Source organism: Mycobacterium novum (genome assembly GCF_010726505.1).
Taxonomy (GTDB): Bacteria; Actinomycetota; Actinomycetes; order Mycobacteriales; family Mycobacteriaceae; genus Mycobacterium; species Mycobacterium algericum.
The window spans coordinates 134,206-154,604 of sequence record NZ_AP022562.1; the positions used below are offsets into that span (position 1 = coordinate 134,206).

General features: G+C 69.5%; 20 protein-coding genes and 1 pseudogene. 6 read left to right on the plus strand and 15 right to left on the minus strand.

Features of this window, described 5'->3' with window-relative positions:
• Positions 1-46: 46 nt before the first annotated feature.
• The 5 genes from G6N19_RS00655 to G6N19_RS00675 all read right to left on the minus strand — a co-directional run bounded on the left by G6N19_RS00655 (position 47) and on the right by G6N19_RS00675 (position 5,361).
• Complete coding sequence (locus G6N19_RS00655; RefSeq protein WP_193465572.1) at positions 47-2,041, minus strand: peptidoglycan D,D-transpeptidase FtsI family protein; 1,995 nt, start codon at positions 2,039-2,041, stop codon at positions 47-49.
• Entirely contained in the window at positions 2,038-3,069 is a 1,032-nt protein-coding gene (locus G6N19_RS00660; RefSeq protein ID WP_408632457.1) for a hypothetical protein, read from the minus strand. Before G6N19_RS00660 ends, G6N19_RS00655 begins: the two co-directional genes overlap by 4 nt.
• A complete protein-coding gene (gene rsmH, locus G6N19_RS00665; RefSeq protein ID WP_081465514.1) occupies positions 3,066-4,253 on the minus strand; it encodes a 16S rRNA (cytosine(1402)-N(4))-methyltransferase RsmH in 1,188 nt (395 codons plus the stop codon). The genes G6N19_RS00660 and rsmH overlap by 4 nt, the downstream gene beginning before the upstream one ends.
• The gene (mraZ, locus tag G6N19_RS00670) at positions 4,228-4,659 is read right to left on the minus strand and encodes a division/cell wall cluster transcriptional repressor MraZ (protein WP_013828670.1); all 432 of its coding nucleotides are present in this window, start codon (positions 4,657-4,659) and stop codon (positions 4,228-4,230) included. Before mraZ ends, rsmH begins: the two co-directional genes overlap by 26 nt.
• Before the next feature lie 300 nt (positions 4,660-4,959).
• Positions 4,960-5,361 (minus strand): DUF3040 domain-containing protein, encoded by a 402-nt coding sequence (locus tag G6N19_RS00675; protein WP_013828669.1) that lies wholly within the window; start codon positions 5,359-5,361, stop codon positions 4,960-4,962.
• 226 nt (positions 5,362-5,587) lie between these two features.
• On the opposite strand from G6N19_RS00675, the gene G6N19_RS00680 reads away from it, so the two are divergent.
• Both G6N19_RS00680 and G6N19_RS00685 read left to right on the plus strand, forming a co-directional pair.
• A complete protein-coding gene (locus G6N19_RS00680) occupies positions 5,588-6,211 on the plus strand; it encodes a GNAT family N-acetyltransferase (RefSeq protein WP_193465574.1) in 624 nt (207 codons plus the stop codon).
• A 98-nt stretch (positions 6,212-6,309) separates the two neighbouring features.
• A complete protein-coding gene (locus G6N19_RS00685) occupies positions 6,310-6,930 on the plus strand; it encodes an LppM family (lipo)protein (RefSeq protein WP_408632476.1) in 621 nt (206 codons plus the stop codon).
• Between the two features lie 13 nt (positions 6,931-6,943).
• Here G6N19_RS00685 and G6N19_RS00690 read toward each other — a convergent pair whose 3' ends face one another.
• Positions 6,944-7,849, minus strand: coding sequence for a mycobacterial-type methylenetetrahydrofolate reductase (locus G6N19_RS00690; protein ID WP_193465576.1), 906 nt, complete (start codon positions 7,847-7,849; stop codon positions 6,944-6,946).
• A 311-nt stretch (positions 7,850-8,160) separates the two neighbouring features.
• Between G6N19_RS00690 and idsA2 the strand changes: the two genes are divergently transcribed.
• Together idsA2 and G6N19_RS00700 are read left to right on the plus strand one after the other, a co-directional pair.
• On the plus strand, positions 8,161-9,210 hold the full coding sequence (gene idsA2 / locus G6N19_RS00695) for a bifunctional (2E,6E)-farnesyl/geranyl diphosphate synthase (protein WP_193466272.1): 1,050 nt from the start codon (positions 8,161-8,163) through the stop codon (positions 9,208-9,210).
• Positions 9,211-9,225: 15 nt separating this feature from the next.
• Positions 9,226-10,854: an alpha-(1->6)-mannopyranosyltransferase A gene (locus tag G6N19_RS00700; RefSeq protein ID WP_193465577.1), complete on the plus strand. Its 1,629-nt coding sequence runs from the start codon at positions 9,226-9,228 to the stop codon at positions 10,852-10,854.
• A gap of 2 nt (positions 10,855-10,856) precedes the next feature.
• On the opposite strand, the gene G6N19_RS00705 is transcribed toward G6N19_RS00700, so the two are convergent.
• Entirely contained in the window at positions 10,857-11,261 is a 405-nt protein-coding gene (locus G6N19_RS00705) for an Rv2175c family DNA-binding protein (protein ID WP_197912078.1), read from the minus strand.
• Between the two features lie 52 nt (positions 11,262-11,313).
• Between G6N19_RS00705 and G6N19_RS00710 the strand changes: the two genes are divergently transcribed.
• Positions 11,314-12,498, plus strand: a complete 1,185-nt coding sequence (locus G6N19_RS00710) for a protein kinase domain-containing protein (RefSeq protein WP_232062470.1) — start codon at positions 11,314-11,316, stop codon at positions 12,496-12,498.
• Between the two features lie 88 nt (positions 12,499-12,586).
• Here G6N19_RS00710 and G6N19_RS00715 read toward each other — a convergent pair whose 3' ends face one another.
• The 3 genes and pseudogenes from G6N19_RS00715 to G6N19_RS00725 form a co-directional block, all read right to left on the minus strand.
• The gene (locus tag G6N19_RS00715; RefSeq protein WP_013828661.1) at positions 12,587-13,972 is read right to left on the minus strand and encodes a class II 3-deoxy-7-phosphoheptulonate synthase; all 1,386 of its coding nucleotides are present in this window, start codon (positions 13,970-13,972) and stop codon (positions 12,587-12,589) included.
• A gap of 34 nt (positions 13,973-14,006) precedes the next feature.
• Positions 14,007-14,495, minus strand: coding sequence for a polyadenylate-specific 3'-exoribonuclease AS (locus G6N19_RS00720; RefSeq protein WP_013828660.1), 489 nt, complete (start codon positions 14,493-14,495; stop codon positions 14,007-14,009).
• Between the two features lie 220 nt (positions 14,496-14,715).
• Positions 14,716-15,567, minus strand: a pseudogene (locus tag G6N19_RS00725) (hypothetical protein); the annotation flags it as partial.
• A 93-nt stretch (positions 15,568-15,660) separates the two neighbouring features.
• Between G6N19_RS00725 and G6N19_RS00730 the strand changes: the two are divergent.
• Complete coding sequence (locus tag G6N19_RS00730) at positions 15,661-16,947, plus strand: glycosyltransferase 87 family protein (protein ID WP_193465579.1); 1,287 nt, start codon at positions 15,661-15,663, stop codon at positions 16,945-16,947.
• On the opposite strand, the gene G6N19_RS00735 is transcribed toward G6N19_RS00730, so the two are convergent.
• The 5 genes from G6N19_RS00735 to G6N19_RS00755 all read right to left on the minus strand — a co-directional run bounded on the left by G6N19_RS00735 (position 16,908) and on the right by G6N19_RS00755 (position 20,344).
• Positions 16,908-17,642, minus strand: a complete 735-nt coding sequence (locus G6N19_RS00735; protein WP_013828657.1) for a lysophospholipid acyltransferase family protein — start codon at positions 17,640-17,642, stop codon at positions 16,908-16,910. The two genes, G6N19_RS00730 and G6N19_RS00735, sit on opposite strands and share 40 nt — an antisense overlap.
• Before the next feature lie 128 nt (positions 17,643-17,770).
• Positions 17,771-18,139, minus strand: a complete 369-nt coding sequence (locus G6N19_RS00740; protein WP_193465580.1) for a hypothetical protein — start codon at positions 18,137-18,139, stop codon at positions 17,771-17,773.
• Positions 18,136-19,425 (minus strand): ArsA family ATPase, encoded by a 1,290-nt coding sequence (locus G6N19_RS00745; RefSeq protein ID WP_193465581.1) that lies wholly within the window; start codon positions 19,423-19,425, stop codon positions 18,136-18,138. The genes G6N19_RS00740 and G6N19_RS00745 overlap by 4 nt, the downstream gene beginning before the upstream one ends.
• Positions 19,422-19,859: an SRPBCC family protein gene (locus G6N19_RS00750; protein WP_013828654.1), complete on the minus strand. Its 438-nt coding sequence runs from the start codon at positions 19,857-19,859 to the stop codon at positions 19,422-19,424. The genes G6N19_RS00745 and G6N19_RS00750 overlap by 4 nt, the downstream gene beginning before the upstream one ends.
• A gap of 89 nt (positions 19,860-19,948) precedes the next feature.
• Entirely contained in the window at positions 19,949-20,344 is a 396-nt protein-coding gene (locus tag G6N19_RS00755; RefSeq protein WP_013828653.1) for a hypothetical protein, read from the minus strand.
• Between the last annotated feature and the right edge of the window lie 55 nt (positions 20,345-20,399).

Consider the following 20,399-nt stretch of genomic DNA (forward strand, 5'->3'; position numbering starts at 1 on the left):
AGCGGGGTGGCCGACCGGCATTTCGCAGTCGGCGCGGGGACGACCGCTACATCGCCTGCAGCACGAGTGGCGGTCCCGGGTCCGGCGACAGCGGAACATTGTGCCGCTGCAACAGCCAGCCGGCGATGTTGTGGAACAGCGGCGCGGCCGACGTGCCCGGCGATCCGTCGGCGGCACGATGGGGGTTGTCCATCATCATTCCGATGACGTAGCGCGGATTGTCCACCGGCGCGATCCCGGCGAAGGTGATCCAGTAGACGTCGTCGTAATAGCAGCCGCAGCCGGGATTGATCTGCTGGGCGGTGCCGGTCTTCCCGGCGATCTGGTAGCCGTCGACGGCGGCCTGCCATCCGGTGCCCTGCTGAACACCGGTCGGGTCGCGCTGGGTCACCGAGCGCAGCATGTTGCGGACGGTCTGCGCGGTCTGCTCCGAGACGACCCGCACCCCGTCCGGGCGGGGTTCCTCGGTGCGGGCGCCGTCGGGGGCGATGGTGGCCTTGATGATTCGCGGCGGAATGCGCAGCCCGTCGTTGGCGATGGCCTGATACATCCCGGCCATCTGCAGCAGCGTCATCGAAAGGCCTTGGCCGATCGGAAGGTTGGCGAACGAGCTGCCCGACCACTGGTCAACCGGCGGAACCAGCCCGGCGCTCTCGCCGGGAAGGGCGACGCCGGTGCGCTGCCCCAGACCGAATTTCTCCAGCATCTCGAACCAACGCTCGGGGCCTACCCGCTGCGCCAGCATCAGGGTGCCGACGTTGGAGGACTTCCCGAAGATCCCGGTAGTGGTGTAGGGCGCCACCCCGTGCTCCCAGGCATCGCTGACGGTGACATCGGCGATGTTGATCGAGCCCGGAACCTGTAGCACCTCATCGGGGTTGCTCAGGCCGTACTCGATGACCGAGGCGGCGGTGATGATCTTGTTCACCGAGCCGGGCTCGAACGGCGACGACACCGCCGGGTTTCCCAGCTGCCGGTCCTCCTGTCGCCCGATGTCCTGGGACGGATCGAAGGTGTTGTCGCCGGCCATCGCCAGCACCTCGCCGCTCTTGGCATCGAGCACCACCGCGGTGACGTTGCGGGCGCCGGAGACGTTCTTGGCCTGCTGAACCTGCTGCTGGACGTAGAACTGGATGTCGTCGTCGAGGGTGAGCTGGATCGTCGAGCCGTTGACGGCCCGGTGCCGGTTGCGGTAGCTGCCCGGGATCACCACGCCGTCGGAGCCGCGGTCGTAGGTGATCGAGCCGTCGGTGCCGGCCAGCACGGCGTCCATCGAGTCTTCCAGCCCCAGCAGGCCGTGGCCGTCCCAGTCGATGCCGCCGATGATGTTGGCGGCCAACGATCCGCCCGGATACTGCCGCAGATCCTGGCGCTCGCTGCCGACCTCCGGGTATTTGTCGGTGATCGCCTCGGCCAGCGCCGGATCGACGGCACGGGCCAGATAGACAAAGGTCTCGTTGCTGCGCAATTTCTTCAACAGCGTCGCCGCATCCGGCTTGTTCCCGAGTCGGCCGGCGACGTCCTTGGCGATCTCCTGAAAGCGCCGCTGGGGATCGGGGGCGGCCGGATCCTTTTTCCGGGCCTCCGCGAGTTGCTTGCCGACCTTGACCGGCTGGAAGGTCAACGCCCGGGCTTCGATGGTGAACGCCAACTTGTCACCGGTGCGGTCGATGATGTCGCCGCGCATGGCCTGCTGGACGTCGGTGACCTTGAGTTGTCCAGCGGCCTCGGCCCGCAATCCCGACGCCCGCGGCACCTGCAGATAAAACAACTGGGCCGCGGACAGCGCCAGCACCAGGAAGATCACGGCGTTGCCGGTGCGGTGCCGGAAGACGAACGATGCGCTGCGCAGCCCCAGGTCGGTGGCCGGCCGGGTACGACGGTCGCGCGCCGAATGTCCCGTCTGCTGGGCCACTTTGGTCGTTTTGGCCGACTTGGCCTGCTTGGTGGGCTTGGCGGATCGGCCGGCCCTGCGCGTGCCCGCCTTGATCGAGCCGTCGGCGCGCCGCGTCGGTCCTGTGCTCCGAGCCGACCTTCTCATCGCGGGGCTCCCGGAAGCACCGGTGGCAGGACGGGCTGCTGCGGCAGCTCCGGTTGCGCCGGCAAGGCGGCCTGCGGTGGAAATACGGCCGCGGGGGGCAGCGCGGCCTCCGGCGGCAGCGCGACGGGCGGGATCTCGAGCGCGGGACCCGGCGGCGGCCCGGACAGCGGCGCACCGGCCGGGCCGGGCATTCCCGGCAGCCCCGGGATGATCAGCGGCGCACCGGGTACAGCGGGCGCCGGCGCGGCCGGGGTGGGCAGATGCCGGCTGTCCAGCTTCGGCCCGGCGGGCGGCACCCGCACCGGAACCTCGGCCGGCGGTGTCGCCGGTTGCTCGTCGGGCAGCTTGGTGTTCAGTGGCGGCGGCGGCACACCCTCGGCCGGTTTCGGTTGGCCGACGACCACCCAGTTGCCGGCCGGGTCCTGGACCAGGTGGGCGGTGTCGCGGGTCGGGATCATGCCCAGTTCGCGGGCCGCCTCGGCCAGCGCCGGCGCCGACTCGGCGGTGAGCACGTCACGCTCCAGCGCCTCCTTCTGCTGCAGCAGCACCCGATTGCGCTCCCGGATGTTGCCCAGCTGATAGGAGCGCTCGGCGGCATCGGTCGACAGCCACAACGTGATGCCCAGCCCGATGCCGAGCGAACCGATGATCAACACCACGAACGGGACCTTGGCCGCCAAGGAGCGCGGTCGCAGATCGATCGACGCCAGTCGGGTGATCAGGCGTTCCCGCAGCGGTACGCGCACCACCTTGGGCGCCTTGGCCTTTCGCGCCTTGGCACGCGCCTTGGCCTGCTTGGTGTTCTTCGGCGGCACCGGCCGGGCATCGGTGCGTGAGAGCACCGCGTTCTGCGGCCCCGACCGCGGCCGCGATTCACGCCCCGGGGCGGGCGCAGTCCCGTGCTGCCGCCGAGAGCGCCGTGCCTGCGGCGCCTCACTCGAACGGCGCGGCCCGGTGCGGGTGGCGCCCTCTGGGCCGCGGCGGCGATCGCCTTGCCTGGCCGCAGGTTTGCGGTTGGTCGCCATCAATCCCCCCTCGCTGTCGAAGCCGGCCCGGCCGCAACGCGCTGCACGGCCCGCAACCGGACCGATCCCGCTCTCGGGTTGTGCTCGACCTCATCCGGTTGGGCACGCTCGGCGCCCCGCGTCAACGTCGTGAACCTCGGTCTGTCACCGGGCAATTCGACCGGCAGATCGACCGGCGTGCGCGACGTGGTCACCGCGGCGAACAACTGCTTGACGATGCGATCCTCCAGTGACTGATAGGACATCACCGCGACGCGCCCACCCACCGCCAGCGCGTCCAGGGCGGCCGGGAGGGCGCTGCGCAGCGACTCGAGCTCGCCGTTGACCGCGATGCGCAGTGCCTGGAACGTCCGCTTGGCCGGATGCCCCCCGGTGCGTCGAGCGGGCGCCGGAATCGCCTCGTAGAGCAGCGCTGTCAGCTGCCCCGTCGAGGTGAACGGTGTCTGCGACCGCCGGCGGACGATATGGGCGGCGATGCGTGACGCGAAGCGCTCCTCGCCGAAACGGCGCAGGATGTCGGTCAGCGCGGCCGCGTCGTAGGTGTTGACGATCTCCGCGGCCGTCAGCTCGGCCTCGGGGTCCATCCGCATGTCCAGTGGGGCGTCCTGGGCGTAGGAGAAGCCCCGCTCCGCCCGGTCGAGCTGCATCGACGAGACGCCGAGATCGAACAGCACCCCGTCGACCGAACCTGTTGGCGCCAACCCCACTTCCGTCAGCGCTGCGCCGATCGCGTCGTAGCGGGTCCGGACGGTGCGCAGCCGATCGGCGAACCGGTCCAACCGGGTGCCGGCGATCTCAAGCGCGGTGGTGTCCCGGTCGAGGCCGATGACCCGCAGGCCGGGGAACTGACTCAGGAACCGTTCGGTATGGCCGCCGGCCCCGAGGGTGGCGTCGACGAGAGTGGCGCCACGGCCGTCGGGTGATTCCCGGGTCAGCGCCGGGGCCAGCAGTTCCACGCAACGCTCCAGCAGTACCGGTACGTGCCCGAATTCGCCCTGCTCGGCCACCGCAACACCTCCCCTCCGATGTGGGCCCCGCCATGCCGACGATCGTCCGGGGATCGCCCCCGCCTCGAGGTCCCTGCCCGACGGCGCGAACCTGACGTTGGGGAAGTACGTCAGGGTCGGTTCGGACAGAGGCCACGAGGCACGGGCGCGCGCCTCAGATGATGTCGCTGAGGGCTTCATCGCTGGCCGCGGAGAAGTTCTCTTCATGGGTCTGCTGGTAGTCGCTCCACGCCTGCGCATCCCAGATCTCGAGGTAGTCGACCGATCCGATGACCACGCAGTCTTTGGAGAGGTTGGCGTAGCGGCGGTGGTCGGGCGACAAGGTGATCCGGCCCTGCCCGTCGGGATGCTGTTCGTCGGTGGCGGCGGCCAGGTTGCGCAGGAATGCCCGCGCTTCGGGATTGCTGCGCGACGCCTTGGCCGCGCGGCGGGCGAGTTGCTCGAACTCGGCCCGCGGGTACACGGCCAGGCTGTAGTCCTGGCTCTTGGTGACCATCAAACCTCCTGCCAGCGCGTCGCGAAACTTCGCGGGCAGTGTCAGCCGCCCCTTGTCGTCGAGCTTGGGCGTATAGGTGCCGAGGAACATCGGCCACCTCCCGCCACCACGTCGACAACGTCAGCCCACAATACCCCACAATCCCCCACTCTGCACCATTTAATGCGCTGCTGTCGCCCCCTTTCCCCACTGAACCGGGGGTTGGTCGGCTCTACTGCGGCAAAATCAGCAAGCTGGATCGGAAAAACCCCAGGTCACACCGTCAGAATTGGAGTGGGGCGAAGTGGGGAATCAGGCCGTTGCCGGACCCGGGACGCGCCGGCGCGACGGCGAACGCACACGAAAAAGGGGCAGCCGATCGGCTGCCCCTGTCACGTCAAACGTGCCGCGCTACGGCTCGAAACGACGGCGGAACCGGTCCTCCATGCGACTGGCGAACGTACCGCTGCCACCCTTGACCCGACGCTGCTGACTCCCGCCCGTCTTGGCCACCCCGTCGCCGACCGCGGTCGCGTGGTTTCCGGTGATGGCGAACACCACGCCGCCAAACATCACCACGAAACCGACCACGCTCAAGATCAGGAATCCGGGGTTGACGGTCGAATAGAACGGAATACCGGAAACCAGCATCACCAGCCCGGTCAGGAACATTGCCATGCCCTGCACCCGCCGCCGCGTGGTGGGAGTGCGCAGCGCACCACCACGGACGCTGGACGCGAACTTGGGGTCCTCCGCGTAGAGGGCGCTCTCGATCTCGTCGAGCATGCGCTGTTCATGATCGGAGAGTGGCATCGTCCCTCCTTGCCGACGGCCGGTCACATCACTGCCCACGGCTGGCTACGGACTGTGCGGGCAACTAACACTGATAATACGAGGTCGGCCTGTGGTGTACCACAGGCTTCGTCAGCCGATTGTAGCCCCGGTCCGGCGATGCCGATCGGTAACCGCCCGACGTCCGGGAACCGAAGCTCCGATAATGGGTGCGCGCGCCCAAAACCATCGACCGGGAGAGGAACCGTTGGCGACATTGCTCATCGACCTGTCGCCGCGCGACATGGCGGACCGGCTCAGCGAGGCATTGCGGGTATACGTCACCGCGATGGGCTACCCGCCCGGCACCGAGAACCAACGAGCCTCGATGTGGCTGGATCACACCCGCCGCCGTGGCTGGCGGGCGGTGGCCGCCCTGCAAGACGGGGCTACCGGGGGCGGCGCCGAACTGCTGGGGATCGCCTATGGCTACTGCGGTGCACCCGACCAGTGGTGGCAGCAGCAGGTGGTGGCGGGTCTGCACCGCCGCGGCATCCCCCGCCCCGACATCCAGCGGCTGACGACCAGCTACTTCGAGCTGACCGAGCTGCACGTGCTGCCGCGTTCACAGGGCAGCGGCTTGGGCGAGGCACTAGCGCGGCGGCTGCTGACCGGACGGGCCGAGGCCAACGTGCTGCTCTCCACACCGGAGATCAGCGGCGAAGGCAACCGCGCCTGGCGGCTCTACCGGCGGCTGGGCTTCGCCGACGTCATCCGCGGGCACCACTTCGCCGGCGATCCCCGGCCGTTCGCCATCCTGGGCCGGGCGCTGCCGCTGGAGCAGCCAACCGCCGCGTCGTCGGCCGACCAGCCCGCCGGTCTGGCACGATGACCTCCGTGCACGTTCGGCGCTCGCTACCGACTTTCCGGCGGTTCACCGCATACCGTCGACTGCTGGCGCTGGTGGTGCTGGTGCTGATCACCGCGCCCATGGTGGCCGGGTGTGTGCGCGTCAAGGCCACCATCACCGTCTCCCCCAACGACCAGGTCTCCGGACAGATCATCGCGGCGGCCAAACCCCGCAACGACAACGACACCGGACCCAAGCTCAGCGCCGACGTGCCGTTCGCGCAGAAGATCGCGATCACCAGCTACAACCGCGACGGCTACGTCGGTTCGCAGGCGGTGTTCTCCGACCTGACCTTCGCCGAACTGCCGCAGCTGGCCGAGATGAACCGCGACGCGGCCGGGGTGAACCTCGCGCTGCGCCGCGCCGGGAACCTGGTGATCCTGGAGGGCCGGGTGGACCTCACCTCGCTGAGCGACCCGACGGCCGACGTCGAGCTGAGCGTCGCGTTCCCCGGGGAGGTGACCTCGACCAACGGCGAGCGACTCGGCGACGATACGGTGCAGTGGCGACTCAAGCCGGGCGTGGTCAGCACCATGAGCGCACAGGCTCATTACACCGACCCCAGCACTCGATCGTTCGCCCGCGCCGCCATGTGGCTGGTGTTGTCGACGTTCGCCGTGGCCGGAGCGGTGGCGCTGATCGCCTGGGGCGGCCGCGACCGCTCACCGCGCTTCAGCTCCCCGCACGACGACGCCGGCTGAGCGCCGAGCCGGCTCAGCGAGCCGCCGGCGACCAGTAGTCGAGCATCTGGGCGAAGGTGGTGAACGCAGCGGCGGACACCCCGTAGGTCGCCTCGAGGTGGATGCTCAACGGAAAGCCCAGGTCGGCGACACCGTCGATGACCCGCTTGTACAGGTCGAGCATCAACTTGCGGCGCTGCTCGGGCTCGCTGTCGGCGAGGGTTCTGACGAAGGCCTGCTCGGCCGCGACCGCCGCGTTGCCGGGGTCTTGGATCAGCCAGTTGATCAGGCCGACCCGGTTCTCGAACGTCGGCACGAAACCGAAGGACAGCAAGATCTCCGGGCGCGCGTCGCTGTGCTGGGCGAACTCGGTCAAGAACGGCACGATCGCATCGGAGTACAGCAGCTGGGTCAGCCCGAAGGTGGCACCCCGGTCGCATTTGAAATCGAACCGGCCGATCTCGTCGGCGCGGGTCGGGATCAGGATGACGCCGCGGTTGGCGACATCGGCGCGGAAGGTCGCCAGCGCGTCGGTGGGCGGCACGCCGGAGCCCTCACCGTCGGCCATGGTGCGCGGCACGCCGACGAACACGACGCCCTCGATACCGGCCCCGGTCAAATCGCCGAGCCGACCACGCAGCGCCGCTTCGTCCGAGAACGCGGTCACCTGGGTGCACAGCCCGGACATGCCCGGCAGCTGCGGCCCGATGGTCTTCCAGAAGTCCAGCACGTCGAGCTTGGGCTTCATCTCCACGGGCCGGTCGTCGTCCTCGGCGATCATCGCGGGCATCAGGATGTGCCGGATGCGGCCCTCGATACCGACCTCGGCCGCAAACCGCCGGACCTTGTCGGCGTCCTCGCAGGCTTTCTCGTGGGCCTGCTCTGGCCCACGATCCAAGTTCGGCGGGACAAGCTCGAGTGCGACGGTGTTCAAGGTCACGGGTTGCTCCTGATCGAAGGCGGTTGCCATGGGGCGGGTCCGCGGGCCGGCTTCGCCGGCTCGCTTCGCCAGAAGCAGCAGCGGCATTGCGGCCGACACGGACGCAATGCCCCGAGCCTATCGAAGCGACCGGTGCCGGCGGGCAATCGGTGTGACCCCACCCGGGCGTCGCCGCCGGTCTGAGCCTCCCCCGGGCGTGGTGGCACACTCTACGCTGAACGCACGCCGGGAGTCCCGGGCCGGCCGAGTGAGGAAGGGGCGCCGAGCTGAGCTTCAAGGCAACAGCAGCAACCGCACCCTCGGCCGTCGAACTGGCCGGTGCGGTAACCGAGCAGCTGCGCTCCTACCTGCGCACCCGCCGTACCGACACCGGCTACATGGGCGAGGACTACCAGGGGCTGATCGCGGGGCTGGAGGAGTTCGTCCTCAGCGGCGGCAAGCGACTCCGTCCGGCGTTCGCCTACTGGGGCTGGCGGGCCATCACCGGTCGGGATGCCGTCGACGACGAGCTGCTGCTGTTCTCGGCACTGGAACTGCTGCACGCCTGCGCGCTGGTGCACGACGACGTGATCGATGCCTCGGCGACCCGGCGCGGCAGCCCCACCACGCACCACAAATTCGCCGATCTGCACCGCGCCCGCGGGTGGCGGGGACCGGCCGACCAATTCGGGATCTCGGCCGCCATTCTGCTCGGCGACCTGGCACTGGTGTGGGCCGACGACATCGTCGCCGGCGCCGGCCTACCGGCGGACGCGCAACGCCGGGTGCGGCGGGTCTGGTCGGACATTCGCACCGAGGTGTTGGGCGGGCAGTACCTCGACATCGTCGCCGAGGCCAGCGGTGACGAGTCGATCGCGGCGGCGATGACGGTCAACACCTACAAGACCGCCTCCTACACGGTGGTGCGGCCGCTGCAACTGGGGGTCGCGGCCGCCGCCGACCGGCCCGACATCCAGGCGCTGTTTCACGAGGTCGGCACCGATCTCGGGGTGGCGTTCCAGCTGCGCGACGATGTGCTGGGCGTGTTCGGCGACCCCGCCGTGACCGGCAAGCCGTCCGGGGACGACCTGCGCTCAGGCAAACGCACCGTGCTGGTCGCCGAGGCCGTCGAGTTGGCCGACAAGTCGGATGCGGCGGCCGCCGAACGGTTGCGCGCATCGCTCGGCTCCGCGTTGACCGACGTGCAGGTCCGCGAATTGTGCGACCTGATCGAGGCGGTGGGCGCGCTCGCCGCCGTCGAGGACCGTATCGACAGCCTGACCCGCCGGGCCATGACGGCGCTGGCGGCCGCCCCGATCGACGAGGCCGCCAAGGACGGACTGACCGACTTGGCCCGACTGGTCGCCGACCGGAAGGCCTGAGGAGCCCCCAGCGCCATGTCCATCCCCAGCACATCGACGGTTCCGGCGGGCCCGACCCGGCCGCTGACCCGGCTGCGCGAGTTCGCCACCAGCGAGCAGGCCGCAGCGGCGTGGCTGGGGTGCGCGGGCGCGATGCTGATCACGGTGGGCGGCCTGGGTGCCGGCAGCACCCGGATCCAGGACCCGGTGCTGGAGGCGGTGCATCTGTCCTGGCTGCGGTTCGGTCACGGGCTGGTGTTGTCGTCGGTGCTGCTGTGGACCGGTGTCGCGGTGATGCTGTTGGCCTGGTTCGGCCTGGGCCGGCGGGTGATCGACGGCGCCGCAACCGAATACACGCTGATAGCCACCACCGGATTCTGGCTGGCGCCGCTGCTGCTGTCGGTTCCGGTGTTCAGCCGCGACACCTACTCCTATCTGGCCCAGGGCGCACTGCTGCGGGACGGTTTGGATCCCTACCAGGTGGGTCCGGTCGAGAACCCCAACCCGCTGCTCGACGACGTCAGCCCGATCTGGGCGGCGACGACGGCACCTTACGGCCCGGCGTTCATCCTGGTCGCCAAACTCGTCACGATCCTGGTGGGCAACAACGTGGTGGTCGGCACCATGGTGTTGCGGTTGTGCATGCTGCCCGGTTTGGCGCTGTTGATCTGGGCGGCACCGCAAGTCGCCCGCCGGGTCGGCGGCAGCGCCCCGGCGGCGCTGTACCTGGCGGTGCTCAACCCGCTGGTCATCATCCACCTGATGGGCGGCGTCCACAACGAGATGCTGATGGTGGGCCTGATGGTCGCCGGGATCGCACTGACGCTGCAGGGCCGGCCGCTGGCGGGCATCAGCCTGGTGGCCCTGGCCGCCGCGGTGAAGGCCACCGCGGTGATCGCGTTGCCGTTTCTGGTGTGGGTGTGGATGCGCCGGCTACGTGAACCTCGCGGTTCAGCGAGGCTCGACGAAGGAGAGCCGAAGCTGGAACCGCGACATGAACGCCGCGGTTCAGCGAGGCTCGACGAAGGAGAGCCGAAGCTGGAACCGCGACATGAACGCCGCGGCTACCCGGCGGCGAAGGCGTTCGCGGTGGCGGCGACCATCTCCGCGGCGATCGTCGTCGCAGCCTTCGCGGCGCTGTCGGCGCTGGCCGGTGTGGGCCTGGGTTGGCTGACCGCGCTGCTGGCCGGCAACGTCAAGATCATCAACTGGCTCACCGTGCCGACCGCCGCGGCCAACCTCGTCCACGCCGTCGGCGGACTGGTCGCGCCGATCAATTTCTATGCCGCACTGCACATCACCCGGATCAGCGGGATCGTGGTGATCGCGCTGGTGCTCCCGGTGCTGTGGTGGCGGTCGCGCCGCGACGACCGGGCGGCGGTGACGGGGATCGCCTGGGGCATGCTGGTCGTGGTGCTGTTCGTGCCGGCGGCGCTGCCCTGGTACTACACCTGGCCGCTGGCGGCCGCGGCCACCCTGGTCCGCTCACCGACGGCGATCGCCGCGATCGCCGCGGCCTCGACCTGGATCATGGTGATCTTCAAACCCGACGGCTCACACGGCATGTACTCCTGGCTGCACGTGATCGGCGCGACCGGTTGCGCCGTGTTCGCCTGGTATCGACTGTCGAAAAGCGCGCCGGAAGTCCCGTCGCCGGCCGGCTGAGCTCAGTACGCCATGGCCTGCGCCCGGCGCATCACTTCACGGGCCTGATGGGCATGCAGCGCGTCGATCGGGCGGGCGTTGGCGACCGACTCGCGCGCACCGTCGCGGGTCAACGACAGCGACGGGTCGTGGGTGAACAGCCAGCGCACGATGTCGGTCTGCTGATAGCCGCCGTCGTGGAGCACCGCCAGCAAACCCGGCAGGCTCTTCACGACCTCCCCGGCCGCGGTGAAGAACACCTGCGGCACCACCAGCACACCGCCGCGTCGCACCGCGAGCAGATGGTTGTCACGCAGGTACTGGTGCACTTTGGTGACCGGCACACCGAGCATTTCGGCGACCGTTGGCAGGTCGAACATCGGTTCGTCGGGTTCCAGGATGTCTTCGGCGGCCGGGATGCTGCTCACCACACGAGTCTAGAACCGCCGGATCGGCGACCCGCCCGCATACCATGACCAGGTGACCGCAGCGTGGGGCCCAGACGCACTCGAGGGCGCCCTGCTCGACGGCCGGTATCGCGTCGGCACCCGGATCGCCACCGGCGGCACCTCCACGGTGTATCGCGGTCTCGACGAACGGCTGGACCGCCCGGTCGCGTGCAAGGTGATGGATCTGCGCTACGCCGGCGACCAGCAGTTCCTCACCCGATTTCAGCTCGAGGCGCGGGCGGTCGCCCGCCTCAAGGACCCGGCTCTGGTCGCGGTGTACGACCAGGGTTTCGGCACGCCGCACGACCCCGGCCAGCCGTTTCTGATCATGGAACTCGTCGAGGGCGGGACGCTGCGCGAACTGCTCAACGAACGCGGCCCGATGCCGCCGCATGCCGTCGTCGCGGTGCTGCGCCCGGTGCTGGGGGCGCTGGGTATCGCACACCGCGCCGGCCTGGTGCACCGCGACGTCAAGCCGGAGAACATCCTGATCTCCGACGACGGCGAGGTGAAGGTGGTCGACTTCGGGCTGGTTCGCGCCCTCGCGGCGGCCGGGATCACCTCGACCAACGTGATTCTGGGCACCGCGGCCTACCTGTCACCCGAGCAGGTCCGCGACGGCAACGCCGGGCCGGCCAGCGACGTCTACGGGGTCGGCATCCTGGCCTACGAGCTGCTGACCGGTCGCACACCGTTCGCCGGTGACTCCCCGCTGACCGTGGCCTACCAGCGGCTGGATCACGATGTTCCGCCGCCCAGCGCCGCCATCGAGGGAGTGCCCACAGAGTTCGACGAATTGGTGGCGCGCGCCACCGCACTCGAGCCGGCTGACCGCTACGCCGACGGCCTCGAGATGGCCCAGGATGTCGCGGCGATCGCCGAACGGTTGGGGCTGCCGGCGTTTCGGGTTCCGGCCCCGCGCAACTCGGCCCAGCACAGCTCGGCGCCGCAGCAGCGCGGACGCGGGCCTGCCGCGCCGCCGCAGCGGCCGACGCTGCACATGACGCGCGGCCCGCAGGATTGGACAGCCGATACCGACACCCAATACCAGGTGGTGACAGGCCAATTCGCCGGAATCGAACTGAGTCAGTTCGTGCTGCAACGTCAGCACGCGCGCCGGATGGTGGCGATCTGGCTGACCGTGGTGTTCGCCCTTACCGGACTGGTCGCCGCGGTGGCGTGGACGCTGGGCAACAACGTCGGCGCGCTGCTGTAGTCACCCGTTACCCGTTGCGCGAGCGTGCGCAGAAACGGTGTTCACCCCGGCGTGTCGGCCGGGGACGCGCACGTTCGCGGCAAAAGACCTAACCGCGGAGCATCTCGGCGACCAGGAAGGCCAACTCCAGGCTCTGCTGGGTGTTGAGCCGCGGGTCGCACGCGGTCTCGTAGCGCCCGCCCAGGTCCGCATCCGAAATGTCTTGCGCGCCACCGAGACACTCGGTGACGTCCTCGCCGGTGAACTCCAGGTGGATGCCGCCGGGGTGGGTGCCCAGCGCGTGGTGCACCTCGAAGAACCCCTGTACCTCGTCGACGATCCGGTCGAAGTGCCGGGTCTTGTGACCGGTGGAGGCCTCATGGGTGTTGCCGTGCATCGGGTCGCACTGCCAGATCACCTGGTGACCGGTGGCCTGCACCTTCTCGATGATGCCCGGCAGCAGATCGCGCACCTTGGAGTTGCCCATCCGGCTGACCAGGGTGAGCCGGCCCGGTTCATTGTTGGGGTCGAGCCGTTCGACGTACTCGACGGCCAGCTCCGGGGAGGTGGTCGGCCCGAGCTTGATGCCGATCGGGTTGGCGATCACCTCGGCCAGGCCGACATGTGCGCCGTCGAGCTGGCGGGTCCGCTCACCGATCCACACGTAGTGCGCCGACAGGTCATAGAGCTTCGGTTCGCCCTCGATGTCGGCCATCCGCAGCATGGCGCGCTCGTAGTCGAGCACCAGTGCCTCGTGGCTGGCGTAGATCTCGGCGGTCTGCAGTTCCCGGTCGGCGACCCCGCAGGCGTTCATGAACCGCAGGCCGCGGTCGATCTCCCCGGCCAGCGCCTCATAGCGCGCACCGGCCGGCGAGGTGCGGACGAACTCCCGGTTCCAGTCGTGCACCAGTTCCAGCGACGCCAGCCCCGACGAGGTCAGTGCCCGCACCAGGTTCATCGCCGCGCTGGCGTTGGCGTAGGCCCGCACCAACCGGGACGGGTCGTGTTCACGCACGGCGGCATCCGGGGCGAATCCGTTGACCATGTCACCGCGGTAGGACTTCAGCCCGAGTGCGTCGATGTCGGCCGAGCGGGGCTTGGCGTACTGGCCGGCGATGCGGGCCAACTTGACCACCGGGGTGGACGCCCCGTAGGTGAGCACCACCGCCATCTGCAGCAGGGTGCGGATGTTGCCCTTGATGTGCGGCTCGGTGTTGTCGGCGAAGGTCTCGGCGCAGTCGCCGCCCTGCAGCAGGAAGGCCTCCCCGCGGGCGACCTCGGCCAGCAGCCCCTTGAGCCGGACGATCTCGGACGCCACCGTGATCGGCGGGACACTCTCGAGCACCGTGCGCATCGCCTTGGCCTGGTCGGCGGGCCAACTCGGCTGCTGAACGGCCGGGCGGGACAGCGCGGCGTCAAGGCGCTCACGCAGGTCCGCGGGCAGCGGCGGCAGCGCCGGCAGCTGGTCGATCGGTACATCAACGGTCCAGTTCACCCGACCATGGTAGCCGGGGAACGACCCGCGCTGATCAGGCCTGTTCGCTCTGGGTGATCACCTGGAAGCGTCGCAACTGGTCGCGGGCGTCCACCAGCGCGTCATGGCTGCCTGCCGACCGCGGTGGCAGCCGCGGCCGGCCCCGGTCCTCCCAGAGTTGACGCAACTCGTGGGTGAAGCGCGGGATCGACTGCGGCAGGTCGGGCATCGTGCCCCACAGCTGGCACAACACCACGTGGTCGTAAGCCGCCAACCAGGCCCACAACTCGATCGACTCGCCGTCGTCGACTGCGAAGAACTCCTCGAGGTCGTCGCGGATCCGGCGCCGTGATCGCCACGCCGGGGATGCCGGGGAGGGCAGCTTGGGCAGCACGTGGGTGCGGACCCACGGACCGGCCCGGCCCGGATCGAATTCGGTGGAGACCGCGTAATATTCGCGCCCGTCCTCGGCGACCACGCCGATCGAGATCAACTCGATGGTGCGGCCGTCCTCGATGAACTCGGTGTCGTAGAAATATCTCACCGCCCGCTCATCTCCCGGGACCGCCGGGGCGCTGTAGCGGATGGGCCGGTAGCGGCGTGGAAAAGGGCACCGTGGGTGCCGACGCATCGGCGACCGCGCGGTTGGGCGCAGACCGCCCGGCCGACGCCGACCGGCCGGGCAGCCGTCCGGGGTAGGCCGGGCGGTCGGAGCCGGCGGCCCGCCCGGCGGGCGGGCGGGCGGGCGATACTCTCGGCCGCCCGATCATGATCGGTTGCGTCGGCGCCGACGCCGCGCGCACCTCGCGGTCGAGCTCGGCGTCAACGACCCGCTCGTCGGGCAGCTGCGGCCGGCCCGCGACGGCGTCCTGCAGCCAGAGCTTGGCCTGGATCACCGGGCGTCGCAGCCGGCGTTCGCGCAGCAACGCGCGGCGCATCCGCTCGCGTTGGGGCAGGTAGCGCCAGCGGGCCCACGGCGCGTGCGGCCGGGACAGCCGGATCGCGCCGACCACCAGCAGCGGAAAGAAGAACATCCCGATCAACCCGGTCCACACCTTGCCCTTCAACAACACCACCACGCCCAGCGGCAGCGACATCACCAGCCCGGCGAAGACCCCGGCGCGGATCAGCGGCGAAGAGGTGTCGTGCCACAGCGACAACAGAAAGGCCAGCGGGTGAAAGCCCAACACCAGCAGGCCGGCCACCGCCGTCGCGGCGAAGACGGCATCCACCGAGGCGCGCCCGTCCTCTTCCCAGTACACGTCGGACAAGTGCAGGATCAGCGCGTACTCGTCGAGCACCAACGCCGCGCCGATGCCGAACGAGATCGCGGCGAGGCTGAACGCCGGTTCGTGCCCATGGGGGCCGGCGGCCACCAGCGTCACCCCGGCGGCCATCACCAGCAGCACCCCGAAGACCACGTGGTGGATGTGCTTCGACCCGATGTGGATGTTGCGCGGCTGCCACCATCGGGGGGCGCCGACGCGACCGGCGGTGCTGCGGATATAGCGGACAACGGAGCGGGTCACCAGAAACGTCGCCAGGAACGCGAGCAGGCAGCACAGCAGCGGCAATCTGCCGCGTCCGATGATGTCGTCGCGGAACCATTCGAGCACCTAATGCAACGTACGCCCTCACCACACTCCGCGCCGGGATCACCACCGGCATGGCCCGGGAAAACCTCACCACCCGATAGGCTGTGCTGCGACATGACTACATCGCGGCCGCCCGAGCCGGGCCGTCGGCACGGGGGCGGTTCCGTCTGGTGGATCTTCGCCCTGCTGGCGATCGGAGCCCTGGGCTACACGACGTGGCGGGCGCTCGGCAGCACGCCGTACCACATCGACGTCGACGTCTACCGGATGGCCGCGCAGGCGTGGCGGGACGGGAAACCGCTCTACGGCGACGCCTGGTTCCCCACCCAGATCGACGGCACGGTGTTGCCGTTCACCTATCCCCCGATCGCGGCCGTGTTGTTCGCCCCGCTGACCTGGGTGTCGCTCGGTTCGGGCACCGCCGCGCTGACGATCGTCTCGACGCTGCTGCTGGTGGTGTCGATCACCGTCGTGCTCGCCGGGTTGGGCGTCGCAGTGGGCCGCGGCAGCGGCCCGCAGTGGTGGCGACGGGGTGTGCTGGCAGCGGCGATCGTCGCGGCGGCCATCTGGCTCGACGCCGAACCGATCTGGTCCAACTTCGATTTCGGCCAGGTCAACGCCGTGCTGATGACGCTGGTGATCGCCGACTGCGTACCGCGCCGCACCTACTGGCCGCGGGGCGCGCTGCTGGGACTGGCGGTGGCACTGAAGCTGACACCGGCGGTGTTTCTGCTGTACTTCCTGCTGCGCCGCGACGGGCGCGCCGCGGTGACCACCGTGGCATCGTTTCTGGTGGCGACCCTGGCGGGCTTCGTGCTGGCCTGGAGCGACTCCTGGCAGTACTGGACGCACACGGTCCGCAACACCGACCGCATCGGCGGGGCAACGCTGAACACCAACCAGAATCTGGCCGGCGCGCTGGCCCGGCTGCCGCTGAGCGACCATCAGCGCTCCGCACTGTGGCTGCTGGGCAGCCTGTTGGTCCTGGCGGTGACGGTGTGGGCGGCCCGCCGACTGCTCAGCCGGGATGTCGGGGAGCCGATTCTGGCGCTGATCTGCGTGGCGCTGTTCGGACTGGTTGTGTCACCGGTGTCATGGTCGCACCACTGGGTGTGGATGCTGCCGACCGTGGTGGTGACCGCCGTGGTGGCCTACCGGCACCGCGCGATCGCGCTGGGCGTGCTCAGCGCGCTGGGTGTGGCGTTGATGATGCGCAGTCCGATCGACCTGCTGCCCGAGCATCACGAGGCGGGCGCGGCGTGGTGGCGCCAGTTGGCCGGCACATCATATGTGTGGTGGGGGCTGGCGGTGATCGTCACGGCCGGCGCGACGCTGCGTCCGGACCGCCGGAGCACTCCGGATCAGCCTGCGGCGGTTTCCGGAAACCGGGCGACCGGCTGAGCCGTTGCCCCATCCTGTTGTGCGGCACCATTTTTGAGGCTCGCCGCGTAGATGTCGACGTACTCCTGGCCGGAGAGCCCCATCAGCTCGTAGATGACCTCGTCGGTGACCGCCCGCTCGATGAAGCGGTTGTCGGCCATCCCCTCGAAGCGGGAGAAGTCCATCGGCTTGCCGAAGCGGACGGTGACCCGGCTGAACCGCAGCATCTTGGTGCCGGGCGGGTTGACGACGTTGGTTCCGATCATCGCGACCGGAATCACCGGGACGCCGGTGTGCAGCGCGAGCCGGGCCAGGCCGGTCTTACCCTTGTACAGCCTGCCGTCGGGTGACCGGGTGCCTTCCGGGTAGATGCCCAACAGCTTGCCGGCGTTCAGGATCCGCTGGGCGGTGGTCAGCGCGGCTTGTGCGGCGTCGGAGTCGCTGCGGTCGATGGGCACCTGCCCGACCGCGGTGTAGAACCAGCGGGTGAACCAGCCTTTGATCCCGGTGCCGGTGAAGTATTCGGACTTGGCCAGAAAGGTGATCCGGCGGCGCACCACCAGCGGCAGGTAGAAGCTGTCCATGACGGCGAGGTGATTACTGGCCAGGATCGCCGCACCGTGCTCGGGGATGTTCTCCAGACCCTCGACTTTCGGCCGTCCGATCAGGGTCAGCAGAGGCCCGAAAAATACGTATTTCACCAGCCAATACCACATGGCCCCTCCCTCCCTGTTGCCCGCGAACACCGGCCGTGTTCGCGCCAACTTTACCGACCAGCGGTGGCTACGGCCACACGGTGATTCGTCACAGCGGAGATTCCGGGGAATTCCTTAGCTTTCCGCGTTCAGTGCTCGATCGTGACGGGGATGTGCTCATAACCGGTCTTGGCCGACGCGCCGCCGGCTCCGCCCGGCGGCGGGCCGTCGGGCGGGCCCGGCCTGTCCCCGGTCTCACCGACCACCGCTCGGATCACCTCGAACAACGCAACGCTGTGCTCGGCGACGACGCTGAGCAACGGGTGCTCCTCCCCCGTCGCCAACGCCGCCAGCGCACACACCGGACACCACACCTGTTGGCACTTACCCGGCGCGTCGGCCGCCGCCAGCATCGCCGCCGCCCGCACCGCCGGGTCGAGGCGATCCAGGATCGCCTGGGCGAGTTTGCGCAACTCCGGCCCCAGCTCACCCAGATCACGGTGCGCGCCAGCGCTCAACGTCGCACCTCCTCGTCACTGCTCACCGGCCACACCTCCGGGTTCGGCCGGAAGCGCACCGTCAGTTCGCTGCCGCGCAGCGTCGCGTCCAAAACCGTGCATCGTCGCAGCACCGACGCCAATCGGACCCGGCGTCTGGTGCCGCCGGCACCGATGACCAAGTCGTCACCGGAGCGGCCCAGGCTGAGCGCACCGGAATCGACCTGGGGCAACTCTAACCGCAACCGGTACACCGCCCCCAGTCCGGAACCCGACTCCCGGTCGACCACCGGCCGCACCGGCCCCGGCGGTGCCGAACCGCCGCGTCGGCGGCTGCCCTCGAGCAGCTCGCCGAGCGCCTTGGGGCCGATCGGTTCGCCGGCCAGGTGCGGGACCAGCACCATCGCCACGTCACCGATGGCGCGGTCCAAGTCCTCCAGAACGCCGTGCTGTTCACGGATCCGCTCGGCGTACCAGTCGAACGCCGGATGAGCGGGCAGATTCGTGTAGACGTACGAATCATCCTGCAACAGAATCTGATTCACGATCAGCTCGTCGACGCGCACCCCGGTCAGCGCCAGCGTCCCCAGGGTCCGGACCGCTTCGGCGGCCACCACGCGCTCGGCGGTCAGCACCAGGTGGGCCCCGACCAGCGCCTCGTCGGTCAGCAGCGTGGCCAGCCGTTCGGCGGCGCCGCTGATCCGCTCGACCAACTCGACCAGTGCGTCCGACGTGCCATCGGGCCCGCTGAGCCTGCGGTGCCGGGGCCAGGACCGCTCGGCATACAGCGCGACCGTGGCGGGCAGTGTCAGCATCCGCATCGCATCGGCGGTGGACGCGCAGTCGACGACCACCCGGTCCCACCGACCGCTGCCGGCCAGCTCGCCGACCTCATGCAGGCCGAGCACCTCCTGGACGCCGGGAAGCGCCGAAAGCTCTTCGGGGGCAACGCTACCCAGATCCGACTCCGGGAATCGCCCGGCCAGCACCTCGACCACCTCGACCCAGTGCGCCTCGAGCAGTGCCAGCGTGTCCAGCGCCAGCACGTCAAGCCCGCCGGGCCCGGCGTCGTCGAGCGCCATCGCCACCGGGTCACGGCCGGCGCCGGGCACCACCGAGACGCCCAGCACGTCACCGACCGAGTGCGCCTGGTCGGTGGAGACCAGCAGCACCCGGTTCCCGGCGCGCGCATCGGCGACGGCGGTCGCCGCCGCCAGCGTGGACTTACCCACGCCGCCCTTGCCTACGAACAGACTGATCGGCGCGACCGGGAGCACTGGGGGCGTTGCTGCCTCAGACGGCGTCACTCAGCCTCGGCTCGCTTCTTCAGGTCCTTCAGCGCGGTGTCGGTCAGTCGCCGCTCCGCCTTGCGCTTGAGCAGTCCGATCATCGGGATCAGCAGATCGACCGACAACTCGTAGACGACTTCCGTGCCGGATCCCTTGGGCGCCAAGCGGTATTCGCCGTCAAGTGCCTTCAACAGCGAACTGGACACCAATGACCAGCGCACGCTGCGACGGTCTTGCGGCCAGTCGTAGGCCAGCACCATGGTGTCCTTGAGCACCGCGGCGTCGAGCACCAGCCGGGCCTGCTTCGGGTATCCGTCGGAGTCGGTTTCGAGCACCTCGGCCTCGGTGTACTCCGACACCCATTCGGGGTAGGCGCCGATGTCGGCGATCACCTTCATCACCGTGTCCGGATCCGCCTCGATGAAGATGGTCTGAGCTGTCTTGTCCGCCACGTGGTTACTTCCCTAACTCATTCGCCTGCCACCAGCCCTCGGCAGAGACGCTACCTCGCCGCGCCCGGCGCCCGCCCCTTCAGCCCGGCTCAGCTCACAGCGGCCGGGGCGACACCCACGGGTCGGGCCTGCTCGAGGCGGGCCTTCACCTCGAAGGCCATCCGTTTGCCCGCCACCCGGCGGCGGTGGTTGAGCTTCGCCAGGTTCATCTTGGCCAGCTGGCGGCCGGTCACCCCGCTGGGTTCGGCGTGCAGGAAATAGTGCAGCAGCACCCCGTCGAGCATCGGATCCAGCCAGATCTCCATGGTTCCGGTCAGCGGCCCGCCCACCGTCCATCGGACGCCCTTCTCGGCGCGGTCTTCGACCAGCTGCAGCTGCAGGTCCGGCCACCACCGTCGCCAGCTCGACCGGTCGCCGACGAGGGCCCCCACCTGTGCGCCGGATGCGGCGATGAAGGTCTCATCGGCAACCTGGATACTGTTCATCGCCCCAGCTTCACATATGACGTCCCCGGGGCGGAACGCCGCCGGTGCACACCGC